This window comes from Delftia sp. Cs1-4 (assembly GCF_000214395.1).
Lineage (GTDB): Bacteria > Pseudomonadota > Gammaproteobacteria > Burkholderiales > Burkholderiaceae_C > Comamonas > Comamonas acidovorans.
This window is the reverse complement of sequence record NC_015563.1, coordinates 2,426,283-2,451,409: the sequence shown is the minus strand read 5'-3', so window position 1 is coordinate 2,451,409 and position 25,127 is coordinate 2,426,283. Positions and strand designations below refer to the sequence as shown.

Sequence of the window (25,127 nt, the reverse complement as noted above, 5' to 3'; positions counted from 1 at the left end):
GGCGGAAACCTGTTTGCGGGCAAGGAAATACATGTCTGAATCTTTTGCCTCCCTGTTTGAAGAATCGCTGCAACGCACGGAAATGCGTCCTGGCGAGGTCATCACCGCTGAAGTCGTGCGCGTCGAGCACAACTTCGTCGTCGTGAACGCTGGCCTGAAGTCGGAAGCCTACGTGCCAATCGACGAATTCAAGAACGACCAGGGAGAAATCGAAGTCCAGGTGGGCGACTTTGTGTCGGTCGCCATCGGCTCGATCGAAAACGGCTACGGCGACACCATCCTGTCGCGCGACACCGCCAAGCGCCTGGCCTCGTGGCTGGCTCTGGAAAAGGCCCTGGAATCGGGCGAATTCGTGACCGGCACGACCTCCGGCAAGGTCAAGGGCGGCCTGACGGTGCTGGTCAACGGCATCCGCGCCTTCCTGCCCGGTTCGCTGATCGACACCCGTCCGATCAAGGACCTGACTCCGTACGAAAACAAGACGATGGAGTTCAAGGTCATCAAGCTGGACCGCAAGCGCAACAACGTGGTGCTGAGCCGCCGCGCCGTGGTCGAAGCCTCGATGGGCGAAGAGCGCGCCAAGCTGATGGAAACGCTGAAGGAAGGCGCCATCGTTCAAGGCGTGGTCAAGAACATCACCGAATACGGTGCGTTCGTGGACCTGGGCGGCATCGACGGCCTGCTGCACATCACCGACATGGCATGGCGCCGCGTACGTCATCCCTCGGAAGTCGTGCAGGCTGGCCAGGAAATCACCGCCAAGATCCTCAAGTTCGACACCGAGAAGAACCGTGTCTCGCTGGGTCTGAAGCAAATGGGCGACGACCCGTGGATGGGCGTTTCGCGCCGCTACCCCTCGAGCACCCGCCTGTTCGGCAAGGTCACGAACATTGCCGACTACGGCGCGTTCGTCGAGCTGGAACCCGGCATCGAAGGCCTGGTGCACGTCTCCGAAATGGACTGGACCAACAAGAACATTGCTCCGACCAAGCTCGTTACCCTGGGTGACGAAGTCGAAGTCATGGTGCTGGAGATCGACGAAGACAAGCGTCGCATCTCGCTGGGCATGAAGCAGTGCAAGGCCAACCCCTGGCAAGAGTTCGCCCAGAACACCAAGCGCGGCGACCGCGTCAAGGGCCCGATCAAGTCGATCACCGACTTCGGCGTGTTCGTGGGTCTGGCTGCCGGTATCGACGGCCTGGTGCACCTGTCCGACCTGTCTTGGAACGAGCCCGGCGAAGCCGCCGTGCGCAACTACAAGAAGGGCCAGGAAGTCGAAGCCATCGTGCTGGCCGTGGACGTCGAGCGCGAGCGCATCTCCCTGGGCATCAAGCAGCTGGACAGCGATCCCTTCACGACCTTCGTGACCGTGAACGACAAGGGCCAGATCGTGTCGGGCAAGGTCAAGACGGTGGACGCACGTGGTGCTGAAATCGACCTGGGCGAAGACATCATCGGTTACCTGCGTGCTTCGGAAATCGCCGTGGACCGCGTGGAAGATGCCCGCTCGGTGCTGAAGGAAGGCGACGAGATCACCGCCGTGGTGGTCAATGTGGATCGCAAGACCCGCAACATCCAGCTGTCGATCAAGGCCAAGGACCAGGTCGACCAGCAAGAAGCCATGGCTTCCCTGTCCGCTCAGTCGGCCAAGGAAAACGCCGGCACGACCAGCCTGGGCGCCCTGCTGCGCGCCAAGCTGGACAACTCCGACAAGTAATCAGCAGCCAGTCTGCTGACCGCTGAAGGTCGGATGCGACGGGCGCCTCCGGGCGCCCGTCGCCATTTCAACCCCTGATTCCTATCCTTGATGACCCGATCCGATCTCGTCGAAGAACTCGCCGCCCGCTTTGGCCAACTGAGCCAGCGCGATGCCGAGCAGGCCGTCAAGACGATTCTTGACGCCGTCAGCGATGCCCTGGTGCGAGGCCATCGCATCGAAATCCGCGGCTTTGGCAGTTTCTCGGTCAACCATCGCCCGCCCCGCATGGGCCGCAATCCCCGCAGTGGCGAGGCCGTCCACATTCCGTCCAAGCGCGTGCCGCACTTCAAGCCCGGCAAGGCCCTGCGTGAAGCCGTGGACCTGCGCCCCGGCGCGGCCATCGATACAGACAACACAGGCTCCGGCACAGGCACCGGCCCTGCCGCCTGAAAGCGGGCTGACCGGCTGCGCGCGCCGCAGCCACCCTCTCCGCCAGGCTCTAGAATCGTTCCCGTCACACAAGGGAACACATGAAGTACTTCCTGTGGCTGCTCAAGGCGGCCATTTTTTTTACGCTGTTCGCTTTCGCCCTGAACAACCAGCAGGACGCGACGGTGCACTTCTTCTTCGGCACCTCCTGGACTGCGCCGCTGGTACTGGTGGTGCTGGCCGCCTTCGCCCTGGGCCTGATCGTGGGCGTTCTGGGCATGGTGCCGCGCTGGCTCAAGCACCGCAACGCCGCGCGCTCGACCCAGGCCACAGTGCCTGCAGCGGCCGAGGCACCGGCAGCGGCCACGGCGCCCAAGCCCGCCCCATCCCCCATCCTGCCGGGCGACGTGCATGGAATTTGATCTGAGCTGGATATTGCTGGGCCTGCCCGTCGCCTTCGTGCTGGGCTGGCTGGCCTCGCGCTGGGACCTGAGGCAGATTCGCGCCGAAAACCGCCAGGCGCCCAAGGCCTATTTCAAGGGCCTGAACTTCCTGCTCAACGAGCAGCAGGACAAGGCCATCGACGCCTTCATCGAAGCCGTGCAGAACGACCCCGACACTTCGGAGCTGCACTTCGCGCTGGGCAACCTCTTCCGCCGCCGTGGCGAATACAACCGCGCCGTGCGCGTGCACGAACACCTGCTGTCGCGCGGCGACCTCAGCCGCGTGGACCGCGACCGCGCTCAGCACGCGCTGGCCCAGGACTTTCTGAAGGCAGGCCTGCTCGATCGTGCCGAGGACGCGCTGCGCCGCCTGGAAGGCACGGCCTTCGAGGCCGAAGCCCGTCTGGCCCTGCTGGCCATCTACGAACGCTCGCGCGACTGGACACAGGCCGCCGCCATTGCGCGCCGCATGCAGGAAGCCAACCAGGGCGACTTCAGCGGCCGCCTGGCCCACTACCTCTGCGAAGACGCCCAGGCCCTGTTGACCCAGGGCCAGCAGGCCGAGGCACTGCAGCGGCTGCAGCAGGCCATCACCACCGCCCCACAGGCCGCACGCCCGCGCCTGGAGCACGCGCAGCTGCAGCACCGCATGGGGCAATCGGCCCAGGCCCTGAACACGTTGGAAAGCCTGGCCGAGCAGTCCCCGGCTTCGCTGCCGCTGGCGGCTCAGCTGCTGGTGGACATTGCCGCCGCCACGGGCCAGCGCCAGCACATCCACCAACTGCTCAGCCAGCAGTACGAGCAGGCACCCTCGCTGGATCTGCTGCAGGCGCTGGTCGCGCTGGACGCTCAGATTGAAGAACAGAGCAACGATGGTGAAACCAAGGCGCCGGGACGCGCACGCCTGGTCCAGCATCTGGACAGGGAGCCCTCCCTGGTGGCTGCCGCGCAGTGGCTAACAGGCGAGAAGCTGGCCGAGGAGCAATACCACCCGGCCGTGCAACGCGCGCTGGACCACGCGGCCAAGCCGCTGACCCGCTACCGCTGCGCGGCCTGCGGCTTCGAGGCACGCCAGCATTTCTGGCATTGCCCCGGCTGCCAGAGCTGGGACAGCTATCCGGCCCGGCGCGTCGAGGAGCTGTGATGCGGGGCAGGCGCGAGAAGCAGCTCCACCCCCTGCATCGCGTCACCCCCATTGGCAAACACGGCATGGACGGTGTATTTTCAGAGTATTCCTAGAAACCGCCTTGGCAGGCGCATGGCCATTGACTTTGCACACGTTCGGCCATGCCTGCACGGGCCTGCCGCCCCCCTTCACCGCCTAGCCGCACGCCAAGGCCCTGCATAAGATGCCTCTGGGTCGCAATGTTGCGGCCCTCAACATTTTGGGATCAGGAGGTTTGTATGTTCAGAAAACTGATGGCTGGCTTCATTGCACTGCTGTGGTCCGTGATGGCCCTGGCTGCCGTGGAAGTCAACAAGGCGAATGAAGCCGAACTGACATCCATCAAGGGCATTGGCCCGGCCATGTCGGCACGCATTCTCGAGGAGCGCAAATCCTCCGCCTTCAAGGACTGGCCCGATTTCATTGCCCGCGTCAAAGGCGTGGGCGAACCGACCGCCGCCAAGTTCTCGGGTGACGGCCTGACGGTCAATGGCACCAGCTACAAGGGCCAGGGAGCCAAGCCCGATGCAAAGGACACGGCCGCCAAGGACACCAAGGACACGGCAGCCAAAGGCGCCAAGCCGACCAAGGACCAGGCCGCCAAACCGGTCACGCCGGCCAAGGCCGGCGCGGCCTCCTGAGTACGCCAACTGTCTCTATCCAACCCGCTTCGGCGGGTTTTTCATGCGTACTACCCTCGGGCTATGCGCGGCCATAGCCTGAAACATGCTCAGGTTTTCATAGCGAAGCAAAAAACCTTGCCCGTAAAATGAACCGCCCATGCCCCTGATCACCCTCATCCTCCTACCCTTCATCGGCAGCCTGATTGCCGCAATGCTGCCCGCCAATGCGCGCAATACGGAGTCAACGCTGGCCGGCGTCATTGCTCTGGGCTGCGCCATCCAGACGGCATTGCTGTTCCCCCAGATCGCCGATGGGGAGGTGCTGCGCCAGGAGATCGAGTGGCTGCCGGCACTGGGGCTGAATCTGGTGATCCGCATGGACGGCTTTGCCTGGATGTTCTGCATGCTGGTGCTGGGCATAGGCTCGCTGGTGGTGCTTTATGCGCGCTACTACATGTCGCCGGCCGATCCCGTGCCGCGCTTTTTCTCGTTCTTTCTGGCCTTCATGGGCGCGATGGCGGGCGTGGTGCTGTCGGGCAACATCATCCAGATTGCCTTCTTCTGGGAGCTGACCAGCCTCTTCTCCTTTCTTCTGATCGGATACTGGCACCATCGCAAGGATGCACGCCGGGGCGCGCGCATGGCGCTGACGGTGACGGGAACGGGCGGCCTGGCCATGCTGGCCGGCATGCTGGTGCTGGGCCACATCGTGGGCAGCTATGACCTGGACAACGTGCTCATCGCCGGCCAGCAGGTGCGCGACCACCAGTTGTACCTGGTCGCCCTGGTGCTGATCCTGCTGGGCGCACTGACCAAGAGCGCGCAGTTCCCCTTCCACTTCTGGCTGCCGCACGCCATGGCCGCGCCCACCCCGGTGTCGGCCTACCTGCACTCCGCCACCATGGTCAAGGCGGGTGTGTTCCTGCTGGCGCGCATGTGGCCTGTGCTGGGTGACACCGATGCCTGGTTCTGGCTGGTGGGCGGAGCCGGCGCGGCAACGCTGCTCATCGGTGGCTATCTGGCCATGTTCCAGCACGATCTCAAGGGATTGCTGGCCTATTCGACGATTTCCCACCTGGGCCTGATCACGCTGCTGCTGGGCCTCAACAGCAAGCTGGCGGCCGTGGCTGCGGTGTTCCACATCATGAACCACGCGACCTTCAAGGCCTCGCTGTTCATGGCCGCAGGCATCGTTGACCATGAAAGCGGCACACGCGATATCCGCCGCCTCTCGGGCCTGCGGCACATGATGCCCATCACGGCCACGCTGGCCTGCGTGGCCAGTGCGGCCATGGCGGGCGTGCCGCTGCTCAACGGCTTCCTGTCCAAGGAAATGTTCTTCGCCGAGACCGTCTACCTGGACGCTGCCCCCTGGGTGCGCACGGCCCTGCCGGTGGCCGCCACGGTGGCGGGCATGTTCAGCGTGGCCTATTCGCTGCGATTCACCATCGACGTCTTCTTCGGCCCCAAGGCCACCGACCTGCCGCACGAGCCGCACGAGCCGCCACACTGGATGCGAGTGCCCGTCGAATTGCTGGTGCTGGCCTGCCTGGTGGTGGGCATGCTGCCGGCATGGGCGGTGGGCAGCTTCCTTGCAGCGGCCGCCACGCCCGTGGTCGGCGGCGATCTGCCCGAGTACAGCCTGGCCATCTGGCACGGCTGGAACATGCCCTTGATCATGAGCCTGGTCGCCCTGATTGGCGGCATCCTGCTGTACATGCTGCTGCGCTGGCAGCGCCAGGCCGGCCATATCGATACCGCACCGCTGGTGGGCACGCTCAGCGGCCAGCGCATCTTCGAGAACCTGCTGGCCCGCCTGTCCCTGCTGGGCCGCTGGTCGCGCCGGCGCCTGTCCACCATGCGCCTGCAGTGGCAGATGCTGTGGCTGGTCTGCACCGCCGTGCTGGCGGGCGTTCTGCCGCTGTGGCTGCAGGGCATCAAGCTGGGCGATCGGGGCATGCTGCCGCTGTCGCCCGCCTTCGTGCTGCTGTGGGCCGTGGGCATTCTCTGCGCCCTGGGCACGGCCTGGAAGGCCAAGTACCACCGGCTGACCGCGCTGATCATGCTGGGCGGCGCCGGCCTGTGCACCTGCCTGACCTTCCTGTGGTTCTCGGCGCCCGATCTGGCGCTGACCCAGCTGGTGGTCGAGGTCGCCACCACGGTGCTGATGCTGCTGGGCCTGCGCTGGATGCCCAAGCGCGACAAGAGCCTGCACATTCCCGTGCTGTCCGCCGAGCTGCGTGCCCGCTCGCGCCGCATGCGCGACCTGCTGCTGTCGCTGGTGGCCGGGGGCGGCATGGCCTGGCTGGCCTTCGCCATGATGAGCCGCCCCTTCTATGACGGCGCCTCCACCTTCTTCCTGGAACATGCGCTCAGCGACGGCGGCGGCACCAATGTGGTCAACGTCATGCTGGTGGACTTCCGTGGCTTCGACACCTTCGGCGAAATCGTGGTGCTGGGCATCGTGGCCCTGGTGGTCTATGCCCTGCTGCGGCGCTTCCGCCCGGCGCGCGAGACGCTGGACCTGCCCGAACAGCAGCGCTACGTGCCAGGCGACCTGCAGACCGATCTGTTCAATCCGCGCAATGCCGGCGATACGGCCGTGGGCTACCTGATGGTGCCCGCCGTGCTGGTCCGCCTGCTGCTGCCTTTCGCGGCCCTGGTCTCGGTCTACATCTTCATGCGCGGCCACAACGAACCCGGAGGCGGCTTCGTCGCCGGCCTGGTGTTCTCGGTCGCCTTGCTGATGCAGTACATCATCTCCGGCACGCAGTGGGTCGAGGCCCACTTGCCGATCTTCCCGCGCCGATGGATCGGTGTCGGCCTGCTGTTCGCACTGGGTACCGGCATGGGCTCCATCGTGGCCGGCTATCCCTTCCTCACCAGCCACACCTTCCATATGACCCTGCCAGTCGTCGGCGACGTGCATCTCGCCAGCGCCCTGTTCTTCGACATCGGTGTGTTCTCGCTGGTGGTGGGCGCGACCATGCTCATTCTGACGGCCATCGCCCACCAATCGGTGCGCAGCCACCGCTACCACGCCCGCCTGCTGGAGGAGCAGCAACAACAGGCCGAGGAGGCCGAAGCCGCCGTGCAGCAGGCCACCGCCGCAGCCCTGGCGCGAGGAGGTTTCTGATGGAAGTCGTGCTTGCCATTGCCATCGGCGTACTGACCGGCTCGGGCGTGTGGCTGCTGCTGCGCCCACGGACCTACCAGGTCATCATGGGACTGGCCCTGCTGTCGTATGCGGTCAACCTGTTCATCTTCAGCATGGGCCGCCAGGGCCTGGCCATTGACAAGGAGCCCGTGCTGCGGGCCGGCGTGCCGCAGGATCTCGCGCACTATGCCGATCCCATGCCCCAGGCGCTGGTGCTCACGGCCATCGTGATCGGCTTTGCCATGACGGCGCTGTTCCTCGTGGTGCTGCTGGCCTCGCGCGGCACCACCGCCACCGACCATGTGGACGGAGCCCATTCCCGCACCGAGCAGGAGATGCCATGAACGAGCTGACCGCCCGTCTCATGCCGCACCTGATGCTGGCGCCCATCGTGCTGCCCATGCTCTCGGCAGCGCTGATGCTGCTGCTGCGCGAGGAACGCCAGCGCGTGAAGTTCGCCCTCGGCCTGGTGTCCACCGTGCTGGGCCTGGGCGTGGCCGTGCTGCTGATGCTGTGGACCGACCAGGCCGGCGCACCCGTCAACTTGGGCGTCTACATGCCGGGCAACTGGCCCATGCCCTTCGGCATCTCGCTGGCGCTGGACCGCCTGACCGGCATGATGCTGGTGCTGACCTACACGGTGGCCCTGGCCTCGCTGATCTTCTCCAGCGCCCGCTGGCACCGCGCGGGGATGCACTTTCACTCGCTGTTCCAGTTCCAGCTGATGGGCCTGAGCGGCGCCTTCCTCACTGCGGACCTGTTCAACCTGTTCGTGTTCTTCGAGATCATGCTCGCGGCCTCCTACGGCCTGTTGCTGCATGGCTCGGGCCGGGCGCGCATCCAGGCGGGCCTGCACTACATCGCCATCAACCTGGCCGCCTCGTCGCTGTTCCTCATCGGCGTGTCCATGCTCTACGGTCTGACCGGCACGCTGAACATGGCCGACCTGGCGCGCGCCATTCCCCAGATCAGCAGTGCCGACCGCGGGCTGCTGCATTCGGCAGCGGCCATCCTGGGCATCGCCTTCCTGACCAAGGCGGCCATGTGGCCGCTGAACTTCTGGCTGGTGCCGGCCTACAGCGCGGCCACCGCGCCCGTCGGTGCCGTGTTCGCGCTCATGACCAAGGTGGGCGTCTACGTGGTGCTGCGGCTGTGGACGCTGCTGTTCAGCTCCGAGGCCGGCTCCTCCGCCCTGTTCGGCAGCACCTGGCTGATCGTCGGCGGCATGCTGACCATGGCCTTCGGCGGCCTGGGCATGCTGGGCTCGCAGCGCCTGACCCATATCGCGGGCTTTGCGGCCATCCTGTCGTCAGGCACCCTGCTGGCTGCCACGGGCTTTGGCCAGAACGCGCTGACGGCGGGGCTGCTGTACTACCTGCCCAGCTCCACCCTGGCCGTGAGCGCGCTCTTCCTGATTGCCGACGTGGTGGACCGCTGGCGCGTGGACGACGACGCGGGCGAGCCCTATGAAGACGATGAGGCGCCCTTCCTCAACGCCGAGCTGCTTCCCACCGAGGGATTCAACCTTGACGAATCCGAAGAGGTGCTGATCGGCCGCGCCATTCCCGCCGCAGCCGCCTTCATCGGCCTGAGCTTCATGCTGGCCACCCTGGTGGTTACCGGCCTGCCCCCGCTGTCGGGCTTCGTGGGCAAGTTCGCCATGCTGTCTGCCCTGCTCAACCCGCTGGGCCTGGGCAACTCCAGCGGCTTCCAGGCCGGCTGGGCCGGCTGGGTGCTGGTGACGCTGATGATCATCACCGGGCTGCTGGCCCTGCTGTCGCTGGTGCGCGCCGGCATACGCCACTTCTGGGCGACCGAGGAGCAGAACTCCCCCTCGCTGCGCGTGGTCGAAGGCCTGCCCATCGCATTGCTGCTGGCCTGCTGCGTGGCACTGACGATGCGCGGCGGCGAACTGATGGGCTACACACAGCGCGCAGCCGATGCGCTGCTGGCGCCCGATGTCTATGTACGCTCCGTCATGGGCACGCAGCCCGAGCCCAGCCCGGCAGAAAAGAAGGCCCGCCTGGAAGCCGGCCCTGAAGGCGCGGCACGCGCCGCGGCCCAGGCCAGTGGCGCGCCCATACCCGCAGGCATAGGCGATGCAGGCACGACGGCGGGCAAGGAGGATTCCCGATGATGAAAACCTTGCTGCCCGCGCCGCTGCTGTCGGTGGCGCTGTTCCTGCTGTGGCTGCTGCTCAACCGTTCGTTCAGCAGTGGACAGATCCTGCTCGGCGCCTTGCTGGGCCTGCTGCTGCCGCTGCTGCTGCGCGGCCTGCGCCCCTTGCCCGTGCGGGTGCGCCATCCGCTGACCATCCTGCGCCTGGCGCTGCGCGTGGTCTGGGACACCTCGTTGTCCAACTTCAACGTCGTGCGGTTCATGCTGTTTCCGGGCATGCGCAAGCACCCGGCCAACTTCGTGCGCATCCCGCTGGAACTGCGCGACCCCAACGGCCTGGCCGTGCTCGCCATGATCGTGTGCATCACGCCCGGCACGGCCTGGGCCGAGATCTCGCGCGACCGCTCGCAGCTCATGCTGCATGTGCTGGAGGTCGATGATCCGGAGGAGATCGTCCAGCACGTCAAGCGTTGCTACGAGCGCCCCCTGATGGAGATTTTCGAATGATGCCCTGGTTCCACTGGACTTTGATGTTCGCGCTGGGCCTGCTGGTCGCGGCCATGGGCTGCGCCGTGCTGCGCCTGCTCAAGGGTCCGCACGCCCAGGACCGCGTGCTGGCGCTGGACTGCATGTACCTCAACGGCATGCTGGCCATGCTGCTCATGGGCATCATCTACGACAGCACAAGCTACTTCGAGGCGGCCTTGCTGGTCGCTCTGTTCGGCTGCGTGGGCTCCACCGCCATGGCCAAGTTCCTGCTGCGCGGCGAGGTGATCGAATGACGCCGGAGACCACACTGCCGCTGTGGTGCCAGATCCTGGTTGCCGCGCTGGCGCTGGGCGGCGCCATCATCGCCTTCCTGGGCTCCATGGGACTGTGGCGGCTGGGCAGCTATTTCGAGCGCGTCCATGCGCCCTCCATCATCGCCACCATGGGCTGCTGGCTGATCATGCATGCCACCTGGATCTACTTTTCCGTCAGCGGCCAGAGCCTGGCCGTGCATGCGCTGCTGATTGCGGTCTTCATTTCCGTGACCGTGCCCATCACCACCATCTTCCTGATGCGCGCAGCCCTGTTCCGCGCGCGCCGTGCGGGCCAGGACGTGCCGCCGCCGCTGAGCACCGTCGTGCGCAACGAACCGGCCGAGCACCCGGACGTCTGAAATCGCTTGCGGCGCCTGAAAATACCCGCCCATTGCCGGTGGCGGGCCCCAGGCCCAAGCCCTGCCCAACTGCTCAGCATATGAATCTGCCACCGGCCCCGTCAATGCGCAAAGCAACGGATACGCGAGCCCCGCGGCTATGAGTTTGTGAGCGTATAGTGCAGTCATCATCTGCGCTGGCAACGCATTTGATGGAACGGCCACAGGCGTGGCCGCCCTGGGTTTTTCTGTGTACGAGGGTTCATGCAAATCTCTTCCCCCCTGACCGATACCGATCTGGCCAACGGCTGGTCGGCCCTTCACAACCAGGCACACAACGGCATGGCATTGCAGCAGAATTCCAATCGCCTCGCCTTCGCGGACCCGGAATTCATGTTCCGCCGCGAGACCCGCGGCATCCGCATGCAGCTGGAGCTGCTCAAGCCCGACCTGGCCCAAATCGAACGCGGCATAGAAAACACCGTCGTGGTCTATGGCAGCGCGCGCTTCGTGGACCTGGAGCAGGCCGAGCAGCAACTGGCCGACGCGCAGGCCAGCGGCGATGCACAGCGCATTGCAGTGGCCGAGCGCGCCGTGCGCAACGCCCACCGCTACGAGCAGGCCCGCGCCTTCACGCGCATCGTGGCCGCCGACAGCCTGAACCAGCCGCCCGAGGAGCGCCTCTATATCTGCACCGGCGGCGGCCCCGGCATCATGGAGGCGGCCAACCGTGGCGCCCATGATGTGGGCGCACCCAGCATCGGCCTGAACATCGAGCTGCCGCACGAGCAAAACGGCAACCGCTTCATCTCGCCGGACCTGAGCTTCAAGTTCCACTACTTCGCCTTGCGCAAGATGCATTTCATGATGCGCGCCAAGGCCCTGGTGGCCTTCCCCGGCGGCTTCGGCACGCTGGACGAGCTGTTCGAGGTGCTGACCCTGATGCAGACCGGCAAGACGCATTCCGTGCCCGTGATCCTGTTCGGCACCGAGTTCTGGAAGCGGCTGCTCAACATCGACCTGATGATCGAGGAAGGCACGATCTCGCCCAAGGACCTGCAGCTGTTCCGGTATACCGATGATCCGGTGGAGGCCTGGGCGCTGATCAAGCAGTTCCACGCTGGCGGCTGGTAAGCCGCAGCGGCCGGCAGGCCGCCAACGCATCGCAAGGCGATCTGCGCACCAAGGCGCAGGTCGCCTTTTTCATTCCGGCTTGCGCGGCGGCAGCCCCATGAACCAGGCCGTGCGGATGCCCGAGGCCACGGCCGCGCCCACCACCCAGAACAGCGCAGACACGCCGATCAGCGCCCCCGCCGAGCCGAACAGCACGGGCATGGCCACGCTGGAGGCATTGATGGCCATGAGCCGCAGGCCCAGCGCCTCGCCATGGCGGTGCTCGGGCGTGATCTGGTGCAGCATGCTCATGACCATGGGCTGCACCGAGCCCAGCGAAAAGCCCAGCAGCACCGAGCACACGCCCATGGTCAGTGCCGAGTCCATGAAGGGGTACAGCGCAAAGACGAAGGCGGTGATGGCCATGGCACCGGAGATCACGGCGCCTTCGCGCAGGCGCTCGGCCACCAGCGGCATGGCCAGGCGGATGGCGGCGGCCGCCACGGCAAAAATGCCCAGCAGCGTGCCGATGACCGAGGCGCTCAACCCCTTCTCATGGCCCAGCAGCGGCAGCACGAAGGTGTGCACATCCCAGCACGCCGACTGCAGCCAGTTGACCAGCAGCAGGTTGCGGAAGTTGCGGTCGCGCAGCAGGTCCCAGGCATGCTGCTTCGGACCGCCTATGGGCGCGCGCACGGGCGGCAGCTCCTGTGTGTGGCGCACCCAGCTCCAGGCCAGCACGGGCACCAGGGCCAGCAGGCCGAAGGCGACGCGGTAGCCCATGGTGCTGCCCTCGCCGCCAAAATTCGCGTGATCGATCAGCAGCCCGGTGCTGAAAGGCCCGATGAAGTTGGAGATGGCCGGCCCTATGGCCAGCCAGCTGAACACCTTCTTGAGCGCCAACGCATCGTGGGTGACCCGCCCTGCATGGCGCTGCACGGCAATCACCACCGCGCCGCTGGCTCCGCCCGTCAGCAGCGCCACCAGGCACAGCACGGGATAGACCGGAAACGCCAGCGCCAGCGCGCAGCCGCCGCTGGCCGCCAGCATGGACAGGAAAAACGGCTTGCGAAAACCATGCTTGTCCGCAAAGCGCCCGGCCGGCAGCGCCAGGAACACCTGGGTCAGCGCAAACAGCGCCAGCAAGATCCCCACGGCCGCCGCGCTGTAGCCCTGCTGCAGCGCCAGCAAAGGCGCGGCCAGCCGCATGCCGGCCATGGTGGCGTGCACGCTGACCTGGGCCATGATGACTTTGAACAGCGCCAGATTCATCTCAGTCCTGCTCCGGCCCTGGCTCCATGCCTGCCGCCGTGTCCTTGCCGTCCGGCAAACCGGGCAGCCCTGCGCTCGAGGCCGGCGCGGGCAGCTCCTGCACATCGCGCAATTGCCGCTGGATGGCGCGCGTGCGAACACCCACCTGCTCGAAGCGCTTGGCGGCGGCATCGATGGATTTGCGCGTGGCATCCACCACTTCGCCGAACTTGGCGAACTCGGTCTTGACCTGGCCCAGCACGGCCCAGACCTCGGAGGAGCGCTTTTCGATGGCCAGCGTCTTGAAGCCCATCTGCAGGCTGCTGAGCATGGCCGCCAGGTTGGCCGGGCCGGTGACCATCACGCGGCAGCCGTTTTGCACGGCCTCGACCAGGCCGGGGCGGCGCATGACCTCGGCAAACAGGCCTTCCGTGGGCAGGTAGAGCACGGCAAAGTCCGTGGTGTGGGGCGGGCTCACATACTTGCCATGGATCTTGCGGGCCTCGAACTTGATCGATGCCTCGAAGGCATTGCCGGCCGAGGCAATGGCGGCCTTGTCGGCCGCATCCTGGGCGTCGAGCAGGCGCTGGTATTGCTCGACCGGGTATTTGGCATCGATGGGCAGCCAGACCGGCGTCTCGTCGCTGCGCCCGGGCAGGCGGATGGCGAACTCCACCATGTCGTCGCTGCCGGGCACGGTCTTGACGTTGCGCGCGTATTGCTCGGGCGTGAGCACGTTCTCGATGATGGCGCCCAGCTGCAGCTCGCCCCAGGTGCCGCGCGTCTTCACATTGGTCATCACGCGCTTGAGATCGCCCACGCTGCCGGCCAGTGTCTGCATCTCCCCCAGGCCCTTGTGCACCTGCTCCAGCCGGTCGCTGACCAGCTTGAACGATTCGCCCAGGCGCTGCTCCAGCGTGGCATGCAGCTTCTCGTCCACCGTGCGCCGCATCTCCTCCAGCCGCGCCGCGTTGTCCGACTGGATGGTGGCCAGGCGCTCGTTGAGCGTGCCGCGCAGCTGTTCGGCATGGACCTGGCTGGACTGCGCCAGCCCGCCCAGCTGCTGCTGGATGTCGTTCTTGAGGGAGTCCAGCGTGCTGCGCGTGGTCTGCGCCAGCGCCTCGAAGCGCTCCTGCACATGGGCGTTGAAACGCTGCGTGCTTTCACCCTGCGCCTCGCGGGCCTGGGCGCTGTCGGCGGCCAGGCGCACCGTGAGCCGGCCCAGTTCCATGCGAAAGGCTGCCAGCGCCTCGCCCTGCTCGCGCCGCGCAGCCTGTGCATCGAGCTGGGCCTGGGCCAGATGGGCCTGCAGCTGCTGCGATACGCGGTCCAGCCCGCCGTCGCTCTTGGCCACGGCCATCTGCGTGGCCTGGGCGCCGCGCTCGAGCTGCTGCAGCCGCACATCCAGCATCTGCAGCGCCTGCAGCAACTGCTGCGGCGCCACCCCGTCATCGCGCTGCGCCGAGCGCCTGCACAGCAGCCAGATCACGGCCGCCTGCCCCAACAGCAGCACAGCCCATGCCGCCCACCACACTCCGGATATCTGGGTCAAGATCTTGCTTCAGCTCCATGCAGCGGGAAGCGGCCAGGGCCTGCCTTCCCGCAATTGTCGGAATACGGCACTCAGGCCTTGGCGCGCGCGCCTGCGGCCGCCGCCTCGGGCTGGTTGACGGGCGTGCGCGGGCCCTTGCCGCTCAGAAAGTCGATCAGGTTGTCGGCTGCCAGCTCGGCCATGGCGCTGCGCGTGCCCATGGTGGCGCTGGCGATGTGCGGGGTCAGCACGACATTGGGCACGGTCAGCAGGTCGGGATGGACCGAGGGCTCGCCCTCGAACACGTCCAGGCCGGCGGCGGCAATGGTCCTGTCGCGCAGCGCCCTGGCCAGCGCCGCGTCATCGACGATGCCGCCACGCGCGATGTTGATCAGCGTGGCCGTGGGCTTCATCCTTGCGATCTCGGCCGCGCCTATGGTGTGGTGGTTTTCCTTGGTGTAGGGCAGCACCAGCACCACATGGTCGGCCATGGCCAGCAGTTCGTCCTTGCCCACGTAGCCGGCCTTGCATTCGGCTTCCAGCTCGGGCGACAGGCGCGAGCGGTTGTGATAGACCACCTTCATGCCGAAGCCATGCGCACCGCGCCGGGCAATGCCCTGGCCGATGCGGCCCATGCCGATGATGCCCAGCGTGCTGCCGTGCACTTCCGAGCCGGCGAACAGGTCGTAGCGCCAGGAGTTCCACTTTCCGGCGCGCAGGTAGTGCTCGCTCTCGGTCACGCGGCGGGCCGTGGCCATGAGCAGGGCGAAGCCGAAGTCGGCCGTGGTCTCGGTCAGCACGTCGGGCGCGTTCGTGCCCTGCACGCCCGCTGCCGTCATCGCGGGCACGTCGAAGTTGTTGTAGCCCACGGCCATGTTGGCCACGACCTTCAGGCGCGGGCAGGCCGCCAGCAGTGCCGCATCGATGGTCTGCGAGCCTGTGGTCAGCACGCCGTCCTTGTCCTGCAGATGCGCGGCCAGCTCCTGCTGGCTCCAGACCACGTCGTCCTGGTTGGACTCGACCTCGAAGTGCTGCTCCAGCTTGCGCACCACCTCGGGCGGGATGGCGCGGGCGATCAGGATGCGGGGTTTGCTTTCCATGTCTGTCTCTTTCCTTGTCTTGGCGGGAGGCGGTTCTTCAGCGGAACCAGATGAAGCTCATCAATACGAACAGCGGCACCAGAATGCCCAGCGACCAGGCCATGTAGCCGAAGAAGCTGGGCATCTTCACGCCGCGCTCCTCGGCAATGGCCTTGACCATCAGATTGGGCGCGTTGCCGATATAGGTGTTGGCACCCATGAACACCGCGCCCGCGGAGATGGCCGCCAGCGTGGAGGCCATCGTGGTCATCAGCTGCGCGGCGTCGCCCCCTGCGGTGTTGAAGAACACCAGGTAGGTCGGCGCGTTGTCGAGGAAGGAGGACAGCAGGCCCGTGGCCCAGAAGTACATCAGCGGATCGGGCGTGCCGTCGGCGCGCGTGACGGCGCCCACGATGGCGCCGAACGGCCCGCCCGTGCCCGCCTTGAGCATGGCGATCACGGGGATGATGGTCAGGAAGATGCCCGCGAACAGCTTGGCCACTTCCTGCATCGGGCCCCAGCCGAATTCGTTGGCCTGGTGCACGCTGCGCGGCGTGAGCCGCAGGGACAGCAGCGCCACCACGATCAGGCCCGCATCGCGCACCAGCCCCGGCAGGCCCACATGCGTGCCGGCCAGCACCAGCCCCGCATCGGTGCGCCACAGGCCGCTCATCAGCACCAGGGCCACCACGGCCAGCAGCAGCGCGAAGTTCACGCTGCCATCGAAGCCCAGGCGGCTGGCGCGGCCCGAGGCGTCGATGCTGGGCGTGGGATCGGGCAGGTCCGCCTCGCCGGCCTTGCGCAGCAGCCAGGTGTCGATCGCGTAGAACAGCGCCAGCAGCACGCCGACCAGGAACAGGGTCTCGGTGAAGATGTGGCGCACCGTCCAGAAGAAGTCCACGCCCTTGAGAAAGCCCAGGAACAGCGGCGGATCGCCCAGCGGCGTCAGCGAGCCCCCGGCGTTGGAGACGATGAAGATGAAGAACACCACCACATGCACCTGGTGCCTGCGGTTGTCGTTGGCGCGCAGCAGCGGCCGGATCAGCAGCATCGATGCGCCCGTGGTTCCCATGAAGCTGGCCAGCACGGCGCCGATCGCCAGGATGGCCGTGTTCAGCCCCGGCGAGCCCTTGAGATTGCCGCGCACATAGATGCCGCCAGACACCGTGTACAGCGCCGTCAGCAGGATCACGAAGGGCAGGTACTCGGCCAGCAGCGCATGCACCAGGTTGGCCAGGGCCGCACCCGCACCGAACACCGCTGCAAAGGGCAGCAGGAAGGCCAGCGCCCAGGCCGCCGTCAACTTGCCGAAATGCCGGTGCCAGAAATGGGGCGCCGCCAGCGGCACCAGGGCAATCGACAGCAGCATGCCCGCAAAGGGCACGCCCCAGAGCACCGACAGCTGGCCGCCATCGATCTCGGCCGCCAGGGCCCAGGAGGGCACGCAGGCGACAAGCAGCACCAACAATCCACGCAAGGCCTTCATGGTCCCGTCTCCTCTTTGTTCTGTATTCACTGTCCCCTCCTGGCAGCGGGCCGCGCAGCGATCAAGTCTGTGCCGCGGGCGCCGCGATCTCGAATACCTGGCGCAGATAGGCCAGGTATTTCTCGTCGTCGCACATGCTCTTGCCCGGCGTGTCCGAGAGCTTGGCCACGGGCTGGCCGTTGCAGCGGGTCATCTTGATGACGATCTGCAGCGGCACATGGTCGGGCGCGTCGCCCAGGTCATTGGTCAGGTTGGTGCCGATGCCAAAGGCCAGCTGGCAGCGCCCGTGGAAGCGCTGGAACAGCTCGATGGTGCGCGGCACCGTCAGGCCGTCGCTGAAGATCAGCGTCTTGGTCAGCGGATCGATGCGGTTGGCGCGGTAGTGGGCCAGCAGCCGCTCGCCCCACTCGAACGGGTCCCCGCTGTCATGGCGCGCGCCATCGAAGAGCTTGCAGAAGTACAGGTCGAAATCGCGCAGGAAGGCCGACATGCCGTAGACATCCGACAGCGCAATGCCCAGGTCGCCCCGGTACTCGCGCGCCCAGGACTCGAAGCCGAAGATCTGGCTGTCGCGCAGGCGCGGGCCCAGGGACTGGCAGGCCTGCAGGTATTCATGGGCCAGCGTGCCCAGGGGCCGCACGCCCAGCTTCATGGCATACAGCACGTTGCTGGTGCCCGCGAACTGCCCCTCGGACTCCGCGGATGCGCCGGGCCGGCCCAGGCGTGCGCACAGCACGCGCAGCACCTCTTCATGCCAGGCCCGCGAAAAACGGCGGCGCGTGCCGTAGTCGGCAATCTTGAGCTGCTCCAGGCCCGGCTGCTGCAGCAGCGCGATCTTGGCATCCAGCCGGCGCCGGCCCTCGGGAAAATCGGGCACCGGCTGGGTGTTGCGGAAGTACACCTCGTTGACGATGGCCAGCACGGGAATCTCGAACAAGATGGTGTGCAGCCAGGGCCCGCGGATGGTGATGTCGATCTCGCCGCTGGGCAGCGCCTGCACCGTGACGCACTTCTCGTTGAGGTGGAACAGGCTCAGGAAATCGACGAAATCGCTCTTGATGAAGCGCAGCGAGCTCAGGTAGGCCAGCTCCGCATCCTGGAACCGCAGGCTGCACAGCGAGCGGATCTCGGCCCGGATCTCGTTCACATAGGGCGCAAGCTGCACGCCGGGATTGCGGCACTTGAAACGGTACTCGACCTGTGCCCCGGGAAACTGGTGCAGCACCACCTGCATCATCGTGAATTTGTACAGGTCGGTATCGAGCAGGCTGGTGATGATCATGGACAGAGCCGGGCGGTAAGCGCCCAAGCGGTCAGATGGCAGACAGCTTTCGAGTGTAGGCCATCCACACGCCGCCGCGCTGCGAGCGGGCGCCTTGCATGCGCCCCGAACGCCATCAACCGCGCAGCAACGGCTCCAGCACCCGGCGCAGCGCCTGCGGAATCTGGGCAGGCCGACGCGTCTGCCGGTCCACATAGACATGGACGAAATGCCCGGCTGCGGCCGACAGCGGCTCACCCTGTGCAAACAGCCCCACCTCGTAGCGCACACTGGAGCCGCCGATGCGGGCCACGCGGATGCCGGCCTCCACCTCCTGCGGAAAGGCCAGCGGGGCGAAGTAATTGCATTGGGTCTCTATGACCAGTCCTATCGTCTCGCCCGCATGAATGTCCAGCGCGCCCTGCTCTATCAGATGGGCATTCACCGCCGTATCGAACCAGCTGTAATAGACGACGTTGTTGACGTGCCCGTAGACATCGTTGTCCGACCAGCGCGTGCTGATGCGTCGGAATGCCGCATAGGCCGAACGGGGCTGCGGCGCGGGGCGGCTCGGGAGCGATTCATTCATGGCGGCCATTGTGCCGCCGGCCGAATGCGCCCTGTCCCCGGCCACTGTCGCCATCACGACGCGCACTGCTGCCGATCACTCGCCAAGCGAGTAAGCATGCCAACTGAAAAATGTCGTCAAACCGACATAAAACCAATTCAAAATCAAAGACTTACAAAAAACCCACAGCTTTCCTAATTTTTTTGCTGCACCGCAGCATCAGGTACTTGATTCCTTTTTTGCAATCCCTACAATAAGACCCATGCTGCACTGCAACATGACACTCAGTCAGGTCAGCGCAGGCAATTCCCCGTAACCCGAGACCCCTGTGGTCCGTTTTTCTGGAGACTGACATGAGCTTGACCCCTGACCAAATCCTGAGCGCACAAAAGGCCAACCTGGAAACCCTGTTCGGCCTGACGAGCAAGGCCTTCGAAGGCGTTGAAAAGCTGGTGGAACTGAACGTGACCGCCTCGCGCGCCGCACTGACCGAAGCTGCCCAGCACACCCAGGCTGTCCTGAGCGTCAAGGACGCACAGGAACTGCTGTCGCTGCAGGCCAACCTGTTCCAGCCCCTGGCTGAAAAGACCGCTGCCTACAGCCGTCACCTGTACGACATCGCCAGCGGCACCGGCGCCGAACTGGCCAAGACCTTCGAAAGCCAGGCTTCCGACCTGCAAAAGAACTTCAGCGCTCTGGTGGACACCACGGCCAAGAACGCACCCGCCGGTTCCGAAACCGCCGTTGCCGTGATGAAGAGCGCCGTGTCGGCTGCCAACAATGCCTTCGAGTCGGTGCAAAAGGCCGTCAAGCAGGCTTCGGATCTGGCGGAAGCCAACTTCACGGCCGTGACCAACACCGCCAACGAAGCCGTCCAGTCGGCCCAGACCCGCAAGCGTTGATCACGCTGTCTTACAACGGGGCTGCGTGCAAGAATCAGTGATTACCCGCATAATTGCACGCATCCCGGGTCGAAAGACCTGACCAGTTGTCTCCTTGGATCCTCTTGAAACCCCCGTTTCTGGATCCTTTCAAACCCAGTCTTTGGACTGGGTTTTTTTTCGTGCGCTTTTCGCGCGCCTTGGCTCACGGCCCACCAGGGACCACCGCGCACAAGCCCTTAGACGGGCCCCACCCTTTATTAAGAACAATTCGCGTTTGACCTATCATCGCGCTTTGCCAACAAAGAGAGGCCTGTCTTCATGTCGAAATCCCTGAAAGCCCTGTTTGCCGCTTGCGCCCTGGTGGCTGCCGGCACAGCCATTGCCGACTCCCAGGTCGTCAACCTCTACTCCGCGCGCCACTACTCCACGGACGAGGAGCTGTACAACGGCTTCACCAAGGCCACCGGCATCAAGATCAACCGCGTGGACGGCGACGACGCCGGCATCATTGCGCGCCTGAAGGCCGAAGGCCAGGCCTCGCCGGCCGACGTGATCCTGCTGGTCGATGCCGCACGCCTGTACCGCGGCGAGGTCGATGGCCTGTTCCAGCCCATCCACTCCAAGCTGCTGGAAGACGCCATTCCCTCCAACCTGCGCGCCCAGCCCACGGCCGATGGCATCAGCTGGTTCGGCCTGTCCACACGTGCCCGCGTCATCGTCTACAACAAGGCCAAGGTCCAGCCCGCCGATGTGCAGAACTACGAATCGCTGGCCGACCCCAAGTTCAAGGGCCAGTTGTGCATCCGCTCGGGCTCGCACCCCTACAACCTGAGCCTGTTCGGCACCGTGGTCGAGCACATGGGCGACCAGAAGGCCGAAGGCTGGATCCAGGGCATGAAGGCCAACCTGGCCCGCCCGCCCAAGGGTGGCGACACCGACCAGATCAAGGCCGTGGCCTCGGGCGAATGCACCATCGGCGTGACCAACAGCTACTACCTGGCGCGCATGATGCGCTCGGGCAAGCCTGAGGACCAGGCCGTGGTCGGCAAGATCGGCGTGGTCTTCCCCAACCAGTCCAGCTGGGGCACGCACCTGAACATCGCAGGCGGCGCCGTGGCACGCCATGCCAAGAACAAGGACAACGCCGTCAAGTTCCTGGAGTACCTGGCCAGCCCCGCCGCCCAGAACTACTTTGCCAACGGCAACAACGAGTGGCCCGCAGCCAAGGGCGTGGAACTGGACAACCCCGCACTCAAGGAAATGACCGGCGGCAAGCCCTTCAAGAGCGAGACCATCCCGATCACGGCCGTGGGCAAGAACATGACCAAGGTCCAGCAAATGCTGGACCGTGCCGGGTTCCAGTAACCCCCATCGCGCCCATCACCAGCCCGGCACTGCCGGGCTTTTTCTTGGGCGCGGCATGGCTGCGGCCGGGGCTGCATGCATAATTTGAGAGTTACGTTTACGTCAACGTCAGATAACCAAGGAGACATTCCATGCAGATCAAGGACCGGGTATTCATCGTCACGGGCGGCGCCTCCGGGCTGGGCGAAGGCACGGCGCGCATGCTGGCGGCCGAGGGCGGCAAGGTGGTGATTGCCGACATGCAGGCGGACAAGGGCGAAGCCGTGGCGCGCGAGATCGGTGGCGTCTTCGTCAAATGCGACGTGAGCCAGGAAGCCGATGGCCAGGCCGTGGTGGACAAGGCCGTGAGCCTGGGCAAGCTGGCAGGCCTGGTCAACTGCGCAGGCATTGCGCCGGCCGAGAAGACCGTGGGCAAGAACGGCGCGCACAACCTGGCGCTGTTTTCCAAGACCATCACGGTCAACCTGATCGGCAGCTTCAACATGATCCGCCTGGCCGCCACCGCCATGTCGGCCAACGAGCCCGAGAGCACGGGCGAGCGCGGCGTGCTGATCTCCACGGCCAGCGTGGCGGCCTACGACGGCCAGATCGGCCAAGCGGCCTATGCGGCGTCCAAGGGCGGCGTGGTCGGCATGACGCTGCCCATTGCGCGTGATCTGGCGCGCAACGGCATCCGCAACATGACGATTGCTCCCGGCATCTTCGGCACGCCCATGCTATTCGGCATGCCGCAGGAAGTGCAGGACGCGCTGGCCGCCGGCGTGCCCTTCCCCAGCCGCCTGGGCACGCCCCAGGACTACGCCAAGCTGGTGCGCCACATTCTGGACAACGACATGCTCAATGGCGAGGTGATCCGGCTGGATGGGGCCATTCGTCTGGCGCCGAAGTAAGCACCCCCTGAGCGGCTGCGCCGCTTCCCCCTCTCTTTCTCGCTTCGCGAGGGAGGGGGACGACACCCTCGCGGCGGGGCGGCGCGGCCGGCATAGGCCCTTGCTCGGTGTCCCTCGCTTTGGGCCGTGCCGGTTTTTGAGATACGCGCGTTGTCACACCATGGTGTCTGCAGGCGTGTCTGCAGGCGCTCTGGCCATCATCTCCAGCCCCTTTCGCAATGCAGGGAACAGGCTGTGCTGGAAGTTGTTCCAGCGCAGTTCGAGGATGGTGTCTTCGGGATCGATGTCGGTGCCCAGCACGTCGGCGATGACTTCGCCGGAGTCGATGCCGTTGTCCACGTAGTGAAAGGATGCGCCGGTCTTGAACAGGGGCTGGACCGGGCGCTGTTCCATGGTCTTCCAGTCCACGATCTTGTAGCCCTGCGCGCCATGCAGCGCGTCCAGCGTGGCACAGGCGCCCCGGCGTTCATAGGGTGACTCCAGGCGCGTGATGCCGGGATGGATGTTGGCGATCCTGCGGTGGAACAGGGCCCCGGGCCGCACGAGCCGGTCCAGGATGACGAGCAGGCCGTCCAGCACCACCCGCTCGGCACCCAGCTGCACCAGCCTGTCCTGCAGTTGTGCCTCGAACATCTGCTTGCCCGCGGCGCGCTGCGGATCGTTCAGCGGCAGGCGCCGGTAGGAGGACGGCACGGCCATGAGCAGGTCATTGACCCTGCGCCCCTGGATGCGCAGGTCCGGCGGATAGAACCAGCGGCCGCCCGGCTGGTAGCTGAAGCCGTAGTCGCCGATTTTTTCGCGGTCGCGCGGCGAGGCCTCGTCGTCGTCGTGAATCACGGCCTCCAGGCTGTAGATATCGCCCAGCGGGCTGGTGTCCAGCAACTCGCCCAGGTATTCGAGCGGCGACTTCATGTAGCGCGTTGCGCCCTTGTAGGCGATGTGCTGGCCGGCCTGGTCGGCGGCGGCGTTTCTCAGGGACCAGATGTAGACGAGTTTTGTCTTTGCCATGTTCGTGGATTCAGCAGGAATTCAGATGTCGGCCAGCGCGCCTTGACTGGCGGGACTGGCCGATGCAGCCGCCACCGGCTGCGCCCCTTCTTGCGGCAGGACCATGCGGCCGGCCTCCATGCGCACGATGCGGTCGGCCAGGTGGAAGTAGCGATCGTCATGGGAGATGACCACCAGCAGGTGGCCCCTGGCGCGCAGCTCGGGCAGCAGCTCGGTGTAGAACAGGTGGCGGAAGCTCGGGTCCTGGTCGGCCGCCCATTCGTCGAAGACCAGCACGGGCCGGCCCTCCAGATAGGCGTGGACCAGGGCCAGGCGCTTGCGCTGGCCGGTGGACAGGTCGATGGTGCTGAAGCTGCCGTTGCGCACGCTGACCTTGTGGGCGATCTCCAGCCGCTGCAGGTAGGGCAGCGCGGCCTCGGGCAGCGCGGCGGCCTGGCCCTCTTCGCCGCCGGCCACCAGATCCTCGAACAGGTAGAAGTCCGAGAACACCGTGGTGAACAGCTGGCGGTAGTCGTCGCGCGCCAGGGCCGTGACCGGCTGGCCGTCGTGCAGGATCTCGCCCTGCTGGGGCGCGTACAGGCCCAGCAGCAGCTTGATCAGCGTGGTCTTGCCCGAGCCGTTGTCACCCACCACAAAGACCAGTTCGCCCTTGCCCAGCTTCAGGTCGATGGGACCGATCTCGAAGGCCTTGCCGTCTTCGGGCGCATCGAAGGCATAGCGCACGCCCCGCAGCTCCAGGCCGTGGTCCAGGCGGACCTCGCCGGGCGGGCTGTCCAGGTGCAGGTGCGGCTCGGGGCTGGCAAAGCGCGCCGACAGGTCGGCAATGCGCTGCAGCGCCACCTTGGCACGGCCCAGGTTGGGCAGCGCGCCCGCGATCTGGTCCATGGGGCCCTTGAGGAACAGCAGCACCAGCACGAAGCCGCTGAGCACCACGGGCTCGGTGGTGCGCAGCGCGGCCCAGCCCAGGATGAGGGCGATCAACAGAAAGAACAGCGCCGAACCGAAGGCCGAGGCCAGCACATAGGTGTTGATGGCGCGGCTGTTGATGCGGCGGATGGCATCCACGGTGGAGCCAATCTGCCCGTCGAAGATGCGGCCCCGGCGCGCGCGGTGCATGCGCAGCTCCTTGGCGCCTTCGCTGATGGCGCGGTAGGCCTTGTGCAGCACTTCCTCGTGATCGCGCGCCTTCCAGAACCCCGCCACGCCGCGTGACTGCGCCAGCGCCTGCAGGCTGACGCCCAGCACCAGCGCCACCACCAGCATGGCAAACAGCGGCGGCGACAGCAGGGCCAGATAGGCCAGGCAGCCCAGCGCAATGGCCAGGGCGATCACGTTGGAGGCCAGCACGAAGGCCACGTCGCTGATCATGTCCACATCCTGCGTGAGCACGGGCATGAGGCGGTGCGTGCGGTAGCGCTCCAGCGCATCGATGGGCGCGGCCAGGATCTTGCCGGCCAGCTCCTTGCGCAGCTGCGCCACCAGGCGCTGCCCCACGAAATTGCCCGACATGTCGGACGTGGCCCGGCACACCAGCACGGTGGCGCACAGGGCGATGAAGGTCAGCAGCAGCCCGCCCGCCAGCCCACCGGGGCGGTTGAGCACCTGGTTGATGGTCGCCAGCAGCGCCACCGTGGCCCCACCCGCGCAAATGCCCGTGACCACGGACAGCGCCATCCACGGCAGGAAGGGCCTGAGCAGGCGCAGTACCTCGGAAGGCGGTCGGCTGGCGTTTTCCATAAGGGATTCCTCTGGCGCCCGTGGGCGCATGACCTTGCAATGCCGGCGCGGCCCGGCGTTTCCTGGAGCGCGGCGCACGGCGAGCACTCCCTACTCCCTGCAAGACGTGCGTGCGCCAAAAATGTTCACCGCCCAGGCGATGAACAAATTCCGCCGCCCTGCGTCATCACGAAGAAGGG

Annotated in this window: 23 protein-coding genes; 15 read left to right on the top strand and 8 right to left on the bottom strand. The window is 66.0% G+C overall.

The genetic code is table 11. The features are described 5' to 3' along the window. Positions 1-13 precede the first annotated feature (13 nt). The 12 genes from rpsA to DELCS14_RS10685 all read left to right on the top strand — a co-directional run bounded on the left by rpsA (position 14) and on the right by DELCS14_RS10685 (position 11,909). Positions 14-1,717, top strand: coding sequence for a 30S ribosomal protein S1 (gene rpsA / locus DELCS14_RS10740; protein WP_288124655.1), 1,704 nt, complete (start codon positions 14-16; stop codon positions 1,715-1,717). A 90-nt stretch (positions 1,718-1,807) separates the two neighbouring features. Next, complete coding sequence (locus DELCS14_RS10735) at positions 1,808-2,149, top strand: integration host factor subunit beta (protein WP_013801626.1); 342 nt, start codon at positions 1,808-1,810, stop codon at positions 2,147-2,149. Positions 2,150-2,229: 80 nt separating this feature from the next. After that, positions 2,230-2,550 (top strand): LapA family protein, encoded by a 321-nt coding sequence (locus DELCS14_RS10730; protein ID WP_013801625.1) that lies wholly within the window; start codon positions 2,230-2,232, stop codon positions 2,548-2,550. Then, positions 2,540-3,715 carry a lipopolysaccharide assembly protein LapB gene (lapB, locus tag DELCS14_RS10725; RefSeq protein ID WP_013801624.1) on the top strand — a complete coding sequence of 392 codons (1,176 nt, stop codon included), beginning with the start codon at positions 2,540-2,542 and terminating at the stop codon, positions 3,713-3,715. Before DELCS14_RS10730 ends, lapB begins: the two co-directional genes overlap by 11 nt. A gap of 260 nt (positions 3,716-3,975) precedes the next feature. Beyond that, on the top strand, positions 3,976-4,377 hold the full coding sequence (locus tag DELCS14_RS10720; protein ID WP_013801622.1) for a helix-hairpin-helix domain-containing protein: 402 nt from the start codon (positions 3,976-3,978) through the stop codon (positions 4,375-4,377). A 139-nt stretch (positions 4,378-4,516) separates the two neighbouring features. Then, positions 4,517-7,495 carry a monovalent cation/H+ antiporter subunit A gene (locus DELCS14_RS10715; RefSeq protein WP_012206528.1) on the top strand — a complete coding sequence of 993 codons (2,979 nt, stop codon included), beginning with the start codon at positions 4,517-4,519 and terminating at the stop codon, positions 7,493-7,495. Beyond that, positions 7,495-7,860 (top strand): Na+/H+ antiporter subunit C, encoded by a 366-nt coding sequence (locus tag DELCS14_RS10710; protein ID WP_012206529.1) that lies wholly within the window; start codon positions 7,495-7,497, stop codon positions 7,858-7,860. Before DELCS14_RS10715 ends, DELCS14_RS10710 begins: the two co-directional genes overlap by 1 nt. Continuing rightward, complete coding sequence (locus tag DELCS14_RS10705; protein ID WP_013801621.1) at positions 7,857-9,653, top strand: monovalent cation/H+ antiporter subunit D; 1,797 nt, start codon at positions 7,857-7,859, stop codon at positions 9,651-9,653. The genes DELCS14_RS10710 and DELCS14_RS10705 overlap by 4 nt, the downstream gene beginning before the upstream one ends. Then, on the top strand, positions 9,650-10,141 hold the full coding sequence (locus DELCS14_RS10700; protein ID WP_013801620.1) for a Na+/H+ antiporter subunit E: 492 nt from the start codon (positions 9,650-9,652) through the stop codon (positions 10,139-10,141). Before DELCS14_RS10705 ends, DELCS14_RS10700 begins: the two co-directional genes overlap by 4 nt. Then, positions 10,138-10,416 carry a K+/H+ antiporter subunit F gene (locus tag DELCS14_RS10695; protein WP_012206532.1) on the top strand — a complete coding sequence of 93 codons (279 nt, stop codon included), beginning with the start codon at positions 10,138-10,140 and terminating at the stop codon, positions 10,414-10,416. The genes DELCS14_RS10700 and DELCS14_RS10695 overlap by 4 nt, the downstream gene beginning before the upstream one ends. Further along, a complete protein-coding gene (locus DELCS14_RS10690) occupies positions 10,413-10,796 on the top strand; it encodes a monovalent cation/H(+) antiporter subunit G (RefSeq protein ID WP_012206533.1) in 384 nt (127 codons plus the stop codon). The genes DELCS14_RS10695 and DELCS14_RS10690 overlap by 4 nt, the downstream gene beginning before the upstream one ends. Positions 10,797-11,039: 243 nt before the next feature. Further along, the gene (locus tag DELCS14_RS10685) at positions 11,040-11,909 is read left to right on the top strand and encodes an LOG family protein (RefSeq protein ID WP_013801619.1); all 870 of its coding nucleotides are present in this window, start codon (positions 11,040-11,042) and stop codon (positions 11,907-11,909) included. 69 nt (positions 11,910-11,978) lie between these two features. On the opposite strand, the gene DELCS14_RS10680 is transcribed toward DELCS14_RS10685, so the two are convergent. The 6 genes from DELCS14_RS10680 to DELCS14_RS10655 all read right to left on the bottom strand — a co-directional run bounded on the left by DELCS14_RS10680 (position 11,979) and on the right by DELCS14_RS10655 (position 19,094). After that, a complete protein-coding gene (locus DELCS14_RS10680) occupies positions 11,979-13,160 on the bottom strand; it encodes an MFS transporter (protein WP_013801618.1) in 1,182 nt (393 codons plus the stop codon). A gap of 1 nt (position 13,161) precedes the next feature. Continuing rightward, positions 13,162-14,652, bottom strand: a complete 1,491-nt coding sequence (gene rmuC, locus DELCS14_RS10675) for a DNA recombination protein RmuC (protein WP_013801617.1) — start codon at positions 14,650-14,652, stop codon at positions 13,162-13,164. A 110-nt stretch (positions 14,653-14,762) separates the two neighbouring features. Continuing rightward, positions 14,763-15,770, bottom strand: coding sequence for a D-glycerate dehydrogenase (locus tag DELCS14_RS10670; protein WP_013801616.1), 1,008 nt, complete (start codon positions 15,768-15,770; stop codon positions 14,763-14,765). 37 nt (positions 15,771-15,807) lie between these two features. Further along, entirely contained in the window at positions 15,808-17,235 is a 1,428-nt protein-coding gene (locus tag DELCS14_RS10665; protein WP_013801615.1) for a sodium:proton antiporter, read from the bottom strand. A 61-nt stretch (positions 17,236-17,296) separates the two neighbouring features. Continuing rightward, entirely contained in the window at positions 17,297-18,517 is a 1,221-nt protein-coding gene (pncB, locus tag DELCS14_RS10660; RefSeq protein WP_013801614.1) for a nicotinate phosphoribosyltransferase, read from the bottom strand. Positions 18,518-18,632: 115 nt separating this feature from the next. After that, on the bottom strand, positions 18,633-19,094 hold the full coding sequence (locus DELCS14_RS10655; RefSeq protein WP_013801613.1) for a thioesterase family protein: 462 nt from the start codon (positions 19,092-19,094) through the stop codon (positions 18,633-18,635). Between the two features lie 323 nt (positions 19,095-19,417). On the opposite strand from DELCS14_RS10655, the gene DELCS14_RS10650 reads away from it, so the two are divergent. The 3 genes from DELCS14_RS10650 to DELCS14_RS10640 all read left to right on the top strand — a co-directional run bounded on the left by DELCS14_RS10650 (position 19,418) and on the right by DELCS14_RS10640 (position 22,203). Further along, positions 19,418-19,966: a phasin family protein gene (locus DELCS14_RS10650; protein WP_013801612.1), complete on the top strand. Its 549-nt coding sequence runs from the start codon at positions 19,418-19,420 to the stop codon at positions 19,964-19,966. Positions 19,967-20,266: 300 nt separating this feature from the next. Next, positions 20,267-21,313: a Fe(3+) ABC transporter substrate-binding protein gene (locus DELCS14_RS10645; protein WP_012206542.1), complete on the top strand. Its 1,047-nt coding sequence runs from the start codon at positions 20,267-20,269 to the stop codon at positions 21,311-21,313. 131 nt (positions 21,314-21,444) lie between these two features. Continuing rightward, on the top strand, positions 21,445-22,203 hold the full coding sequence (locus DELCS14_RS10640) for a 3-hydroxyacyl-CoA dehydrogenase (protein WP_013801611.1): 759 nt from the start codon (positions 21,445-21,447) through the stop codon (positions 22,201-22,203). 153 nt (positions 22,204-22,356) lie between these two features. Here DELCS14_RS10640 and DELCS14_RS10635 read toward each other — a convergent pair whose 3' ends face one another. Continuing rightward, positions 22,357-23,211 (bottom strand): hypothetical protein, encoded by an 855-nt coding sequence (locus DELCS14_RS10635; protein WP_013801610.1) that lies wholly within the window; start codon positions 23,209-23,211, stop codon positions 22,357-22,359. Between the two features lie 21 nt (positions 23,212-23,232). Next, entirely contained in the window at positions 23,233-24,948 is a 1,716-nt protein-coding gene (locus DELCS14_RS10630; protein WP_013801609.1) for a cyclic peptide export ABC transporter, read from the bottom strand. Between the last annotated feature and the right edge of the window lie 179 nt (positions 24,949-25,127).

Coding starts and splice junctions, on each gene's coding strand:
- DELCS14_RS10735 (WP_013801626.1), top strand. CDS start 1,808: ATGACCCGATCCGATCTCGTCGAAGAACTCGCCGCCCGCTTTGGCCAA.
- DELCS14_RS10730 (WP_013801625.1), top strand. CDS start 2,230: ATGAAGTACTTCCTGTGGCTGCTCAAGGCGGCCATTTTTTTTACGCTG.
- lapB (WP_013801624.1), top strand. CDS start 2,540: ATGGAATTTGATCTGAGCTGGATATTGCTGGGCCTGCCCGTCGCCTTC.
- DELCS14_RS10720 (WP_013801622.1), top strand. CDS start 3,976: ATGTTCAGAAAACTGATGGCTGGCTTCATTGCACTGCTGTGGTCCGTG.
- DELCS14_RS10715 (WP_012206528.1), top strand. CDS start 4,517: ATGCCCCTGATCACCCTCATCCTCCTACCCTTCATCGGCAGCCTGATT.
- DELCS14_RS10710 (WP_012206529.1), top strand. CDS start 7,495: ATGGAAGTCGTGCTTGCCATTGCCATCGGCGTACTGACCGGCTCGGGC.
- DELCS14_RS10705 (WP_013801621.1), top strand. CDS start 7,857: ATGAACGAGCTGACCGCCCGTCTCATGCCGCACCTGATGCTGGCGCCC.
- DELCS14_RS10700 (WP_013801620.1), top strand. CDS start 9,650: ATGATGAAAACCTTGCTGCCCGCGCCGCTGCTGTCGGTGGCGCTGTTC.
- DELCS14_RS10695 (WP_012206532.1), top strand. CDS start 10,138: ATGATGCCCTGGTTCCACTGGACTTTGATGTTCGCGCTGGGCCTGCTG.
- DELCS14_RS10690 (WP_012206533.1), top strand. CDS start 10,413: ATGACGCCGGAGACCACACTGCCGCTGTGGTGCCAGATCCTGGTTGCC.
- DELCS14_RS10685 (WP_013801619.1), top strand. CDS start 11,040: ATGCAAATCTCTTCCCCCCTGACCGATACCGATCTGGCCAACGGCTGG.
- DELCS14_RS10680 (WP_013801618.1), bottom strand. CDS start 13,160: ATGAATCTGGCGCTGTTCAAAGTCATCATGGCCCAGGTCAGCGTGCAC.
- DELCS14_RS10670 (WP_013801616.1), bottom strand. CDS start 15,770: ATGGAAAGCAAACCCCGCATCCTGATCGCCCGCGCCATCCCGCCCGAG.
- DELCS14_RS10665 (WP_013801615.1), bottom strand. CDS start 17,235: ATGAAGGCCTTGCGTGGATTGTTGGTGCTGCTTGTCGCCTGCGTGCCC.
- pncB (WP_013801614.1), bottom strand. CDS start 18,517: ATGATCATCACCAGCCTGCTCGATACCGACCTGTACAAATTCACGATG.
- DELCS14_RS10655 (WP_013801613.1), bottom strand. CDS start 19,094: ATGGCCGCCATGAATGAATCGCTCCCGAGCCGCCCCGCGCCGCAGCCC.
- DELCS14_RS10650 (WP_013801612.1), top strand. CDS start 19,418: ATGAGCTTGACCCCTGACCAAATCCTGAGCGCACAAAAGGCCAACCTG.
- DELCS14_RS10645 (WP_012206542.1), top strand. CDS start 20,267: ATGTCGAAATCCCTGAAAGCCCTGTTTGCCGCTTGCGCCCTGGTGGCT.
- DELCS14_RS10640 (WP_013801611.1), top strand. CDS start 21,445: ATGCAGATCAAGGACCGGGTATTCATCGTCACGGGCGGCGCCTCCGGG.
- DELCS14_RS10635 (WP_013801610.1), bottom strand. CDS start 23,211: ATGGCAAAGACAAAACTCGTCTACATCTGGTCCCTGAGAAACGCCGCC.
- DELCS14_RS10630 (WP_013801609.1), bottom strand. CDS start 24,948: ATGGAAAACGCCAGCCGACCGCCTTCCGAGGTACTGCGCCTGCTCAGG.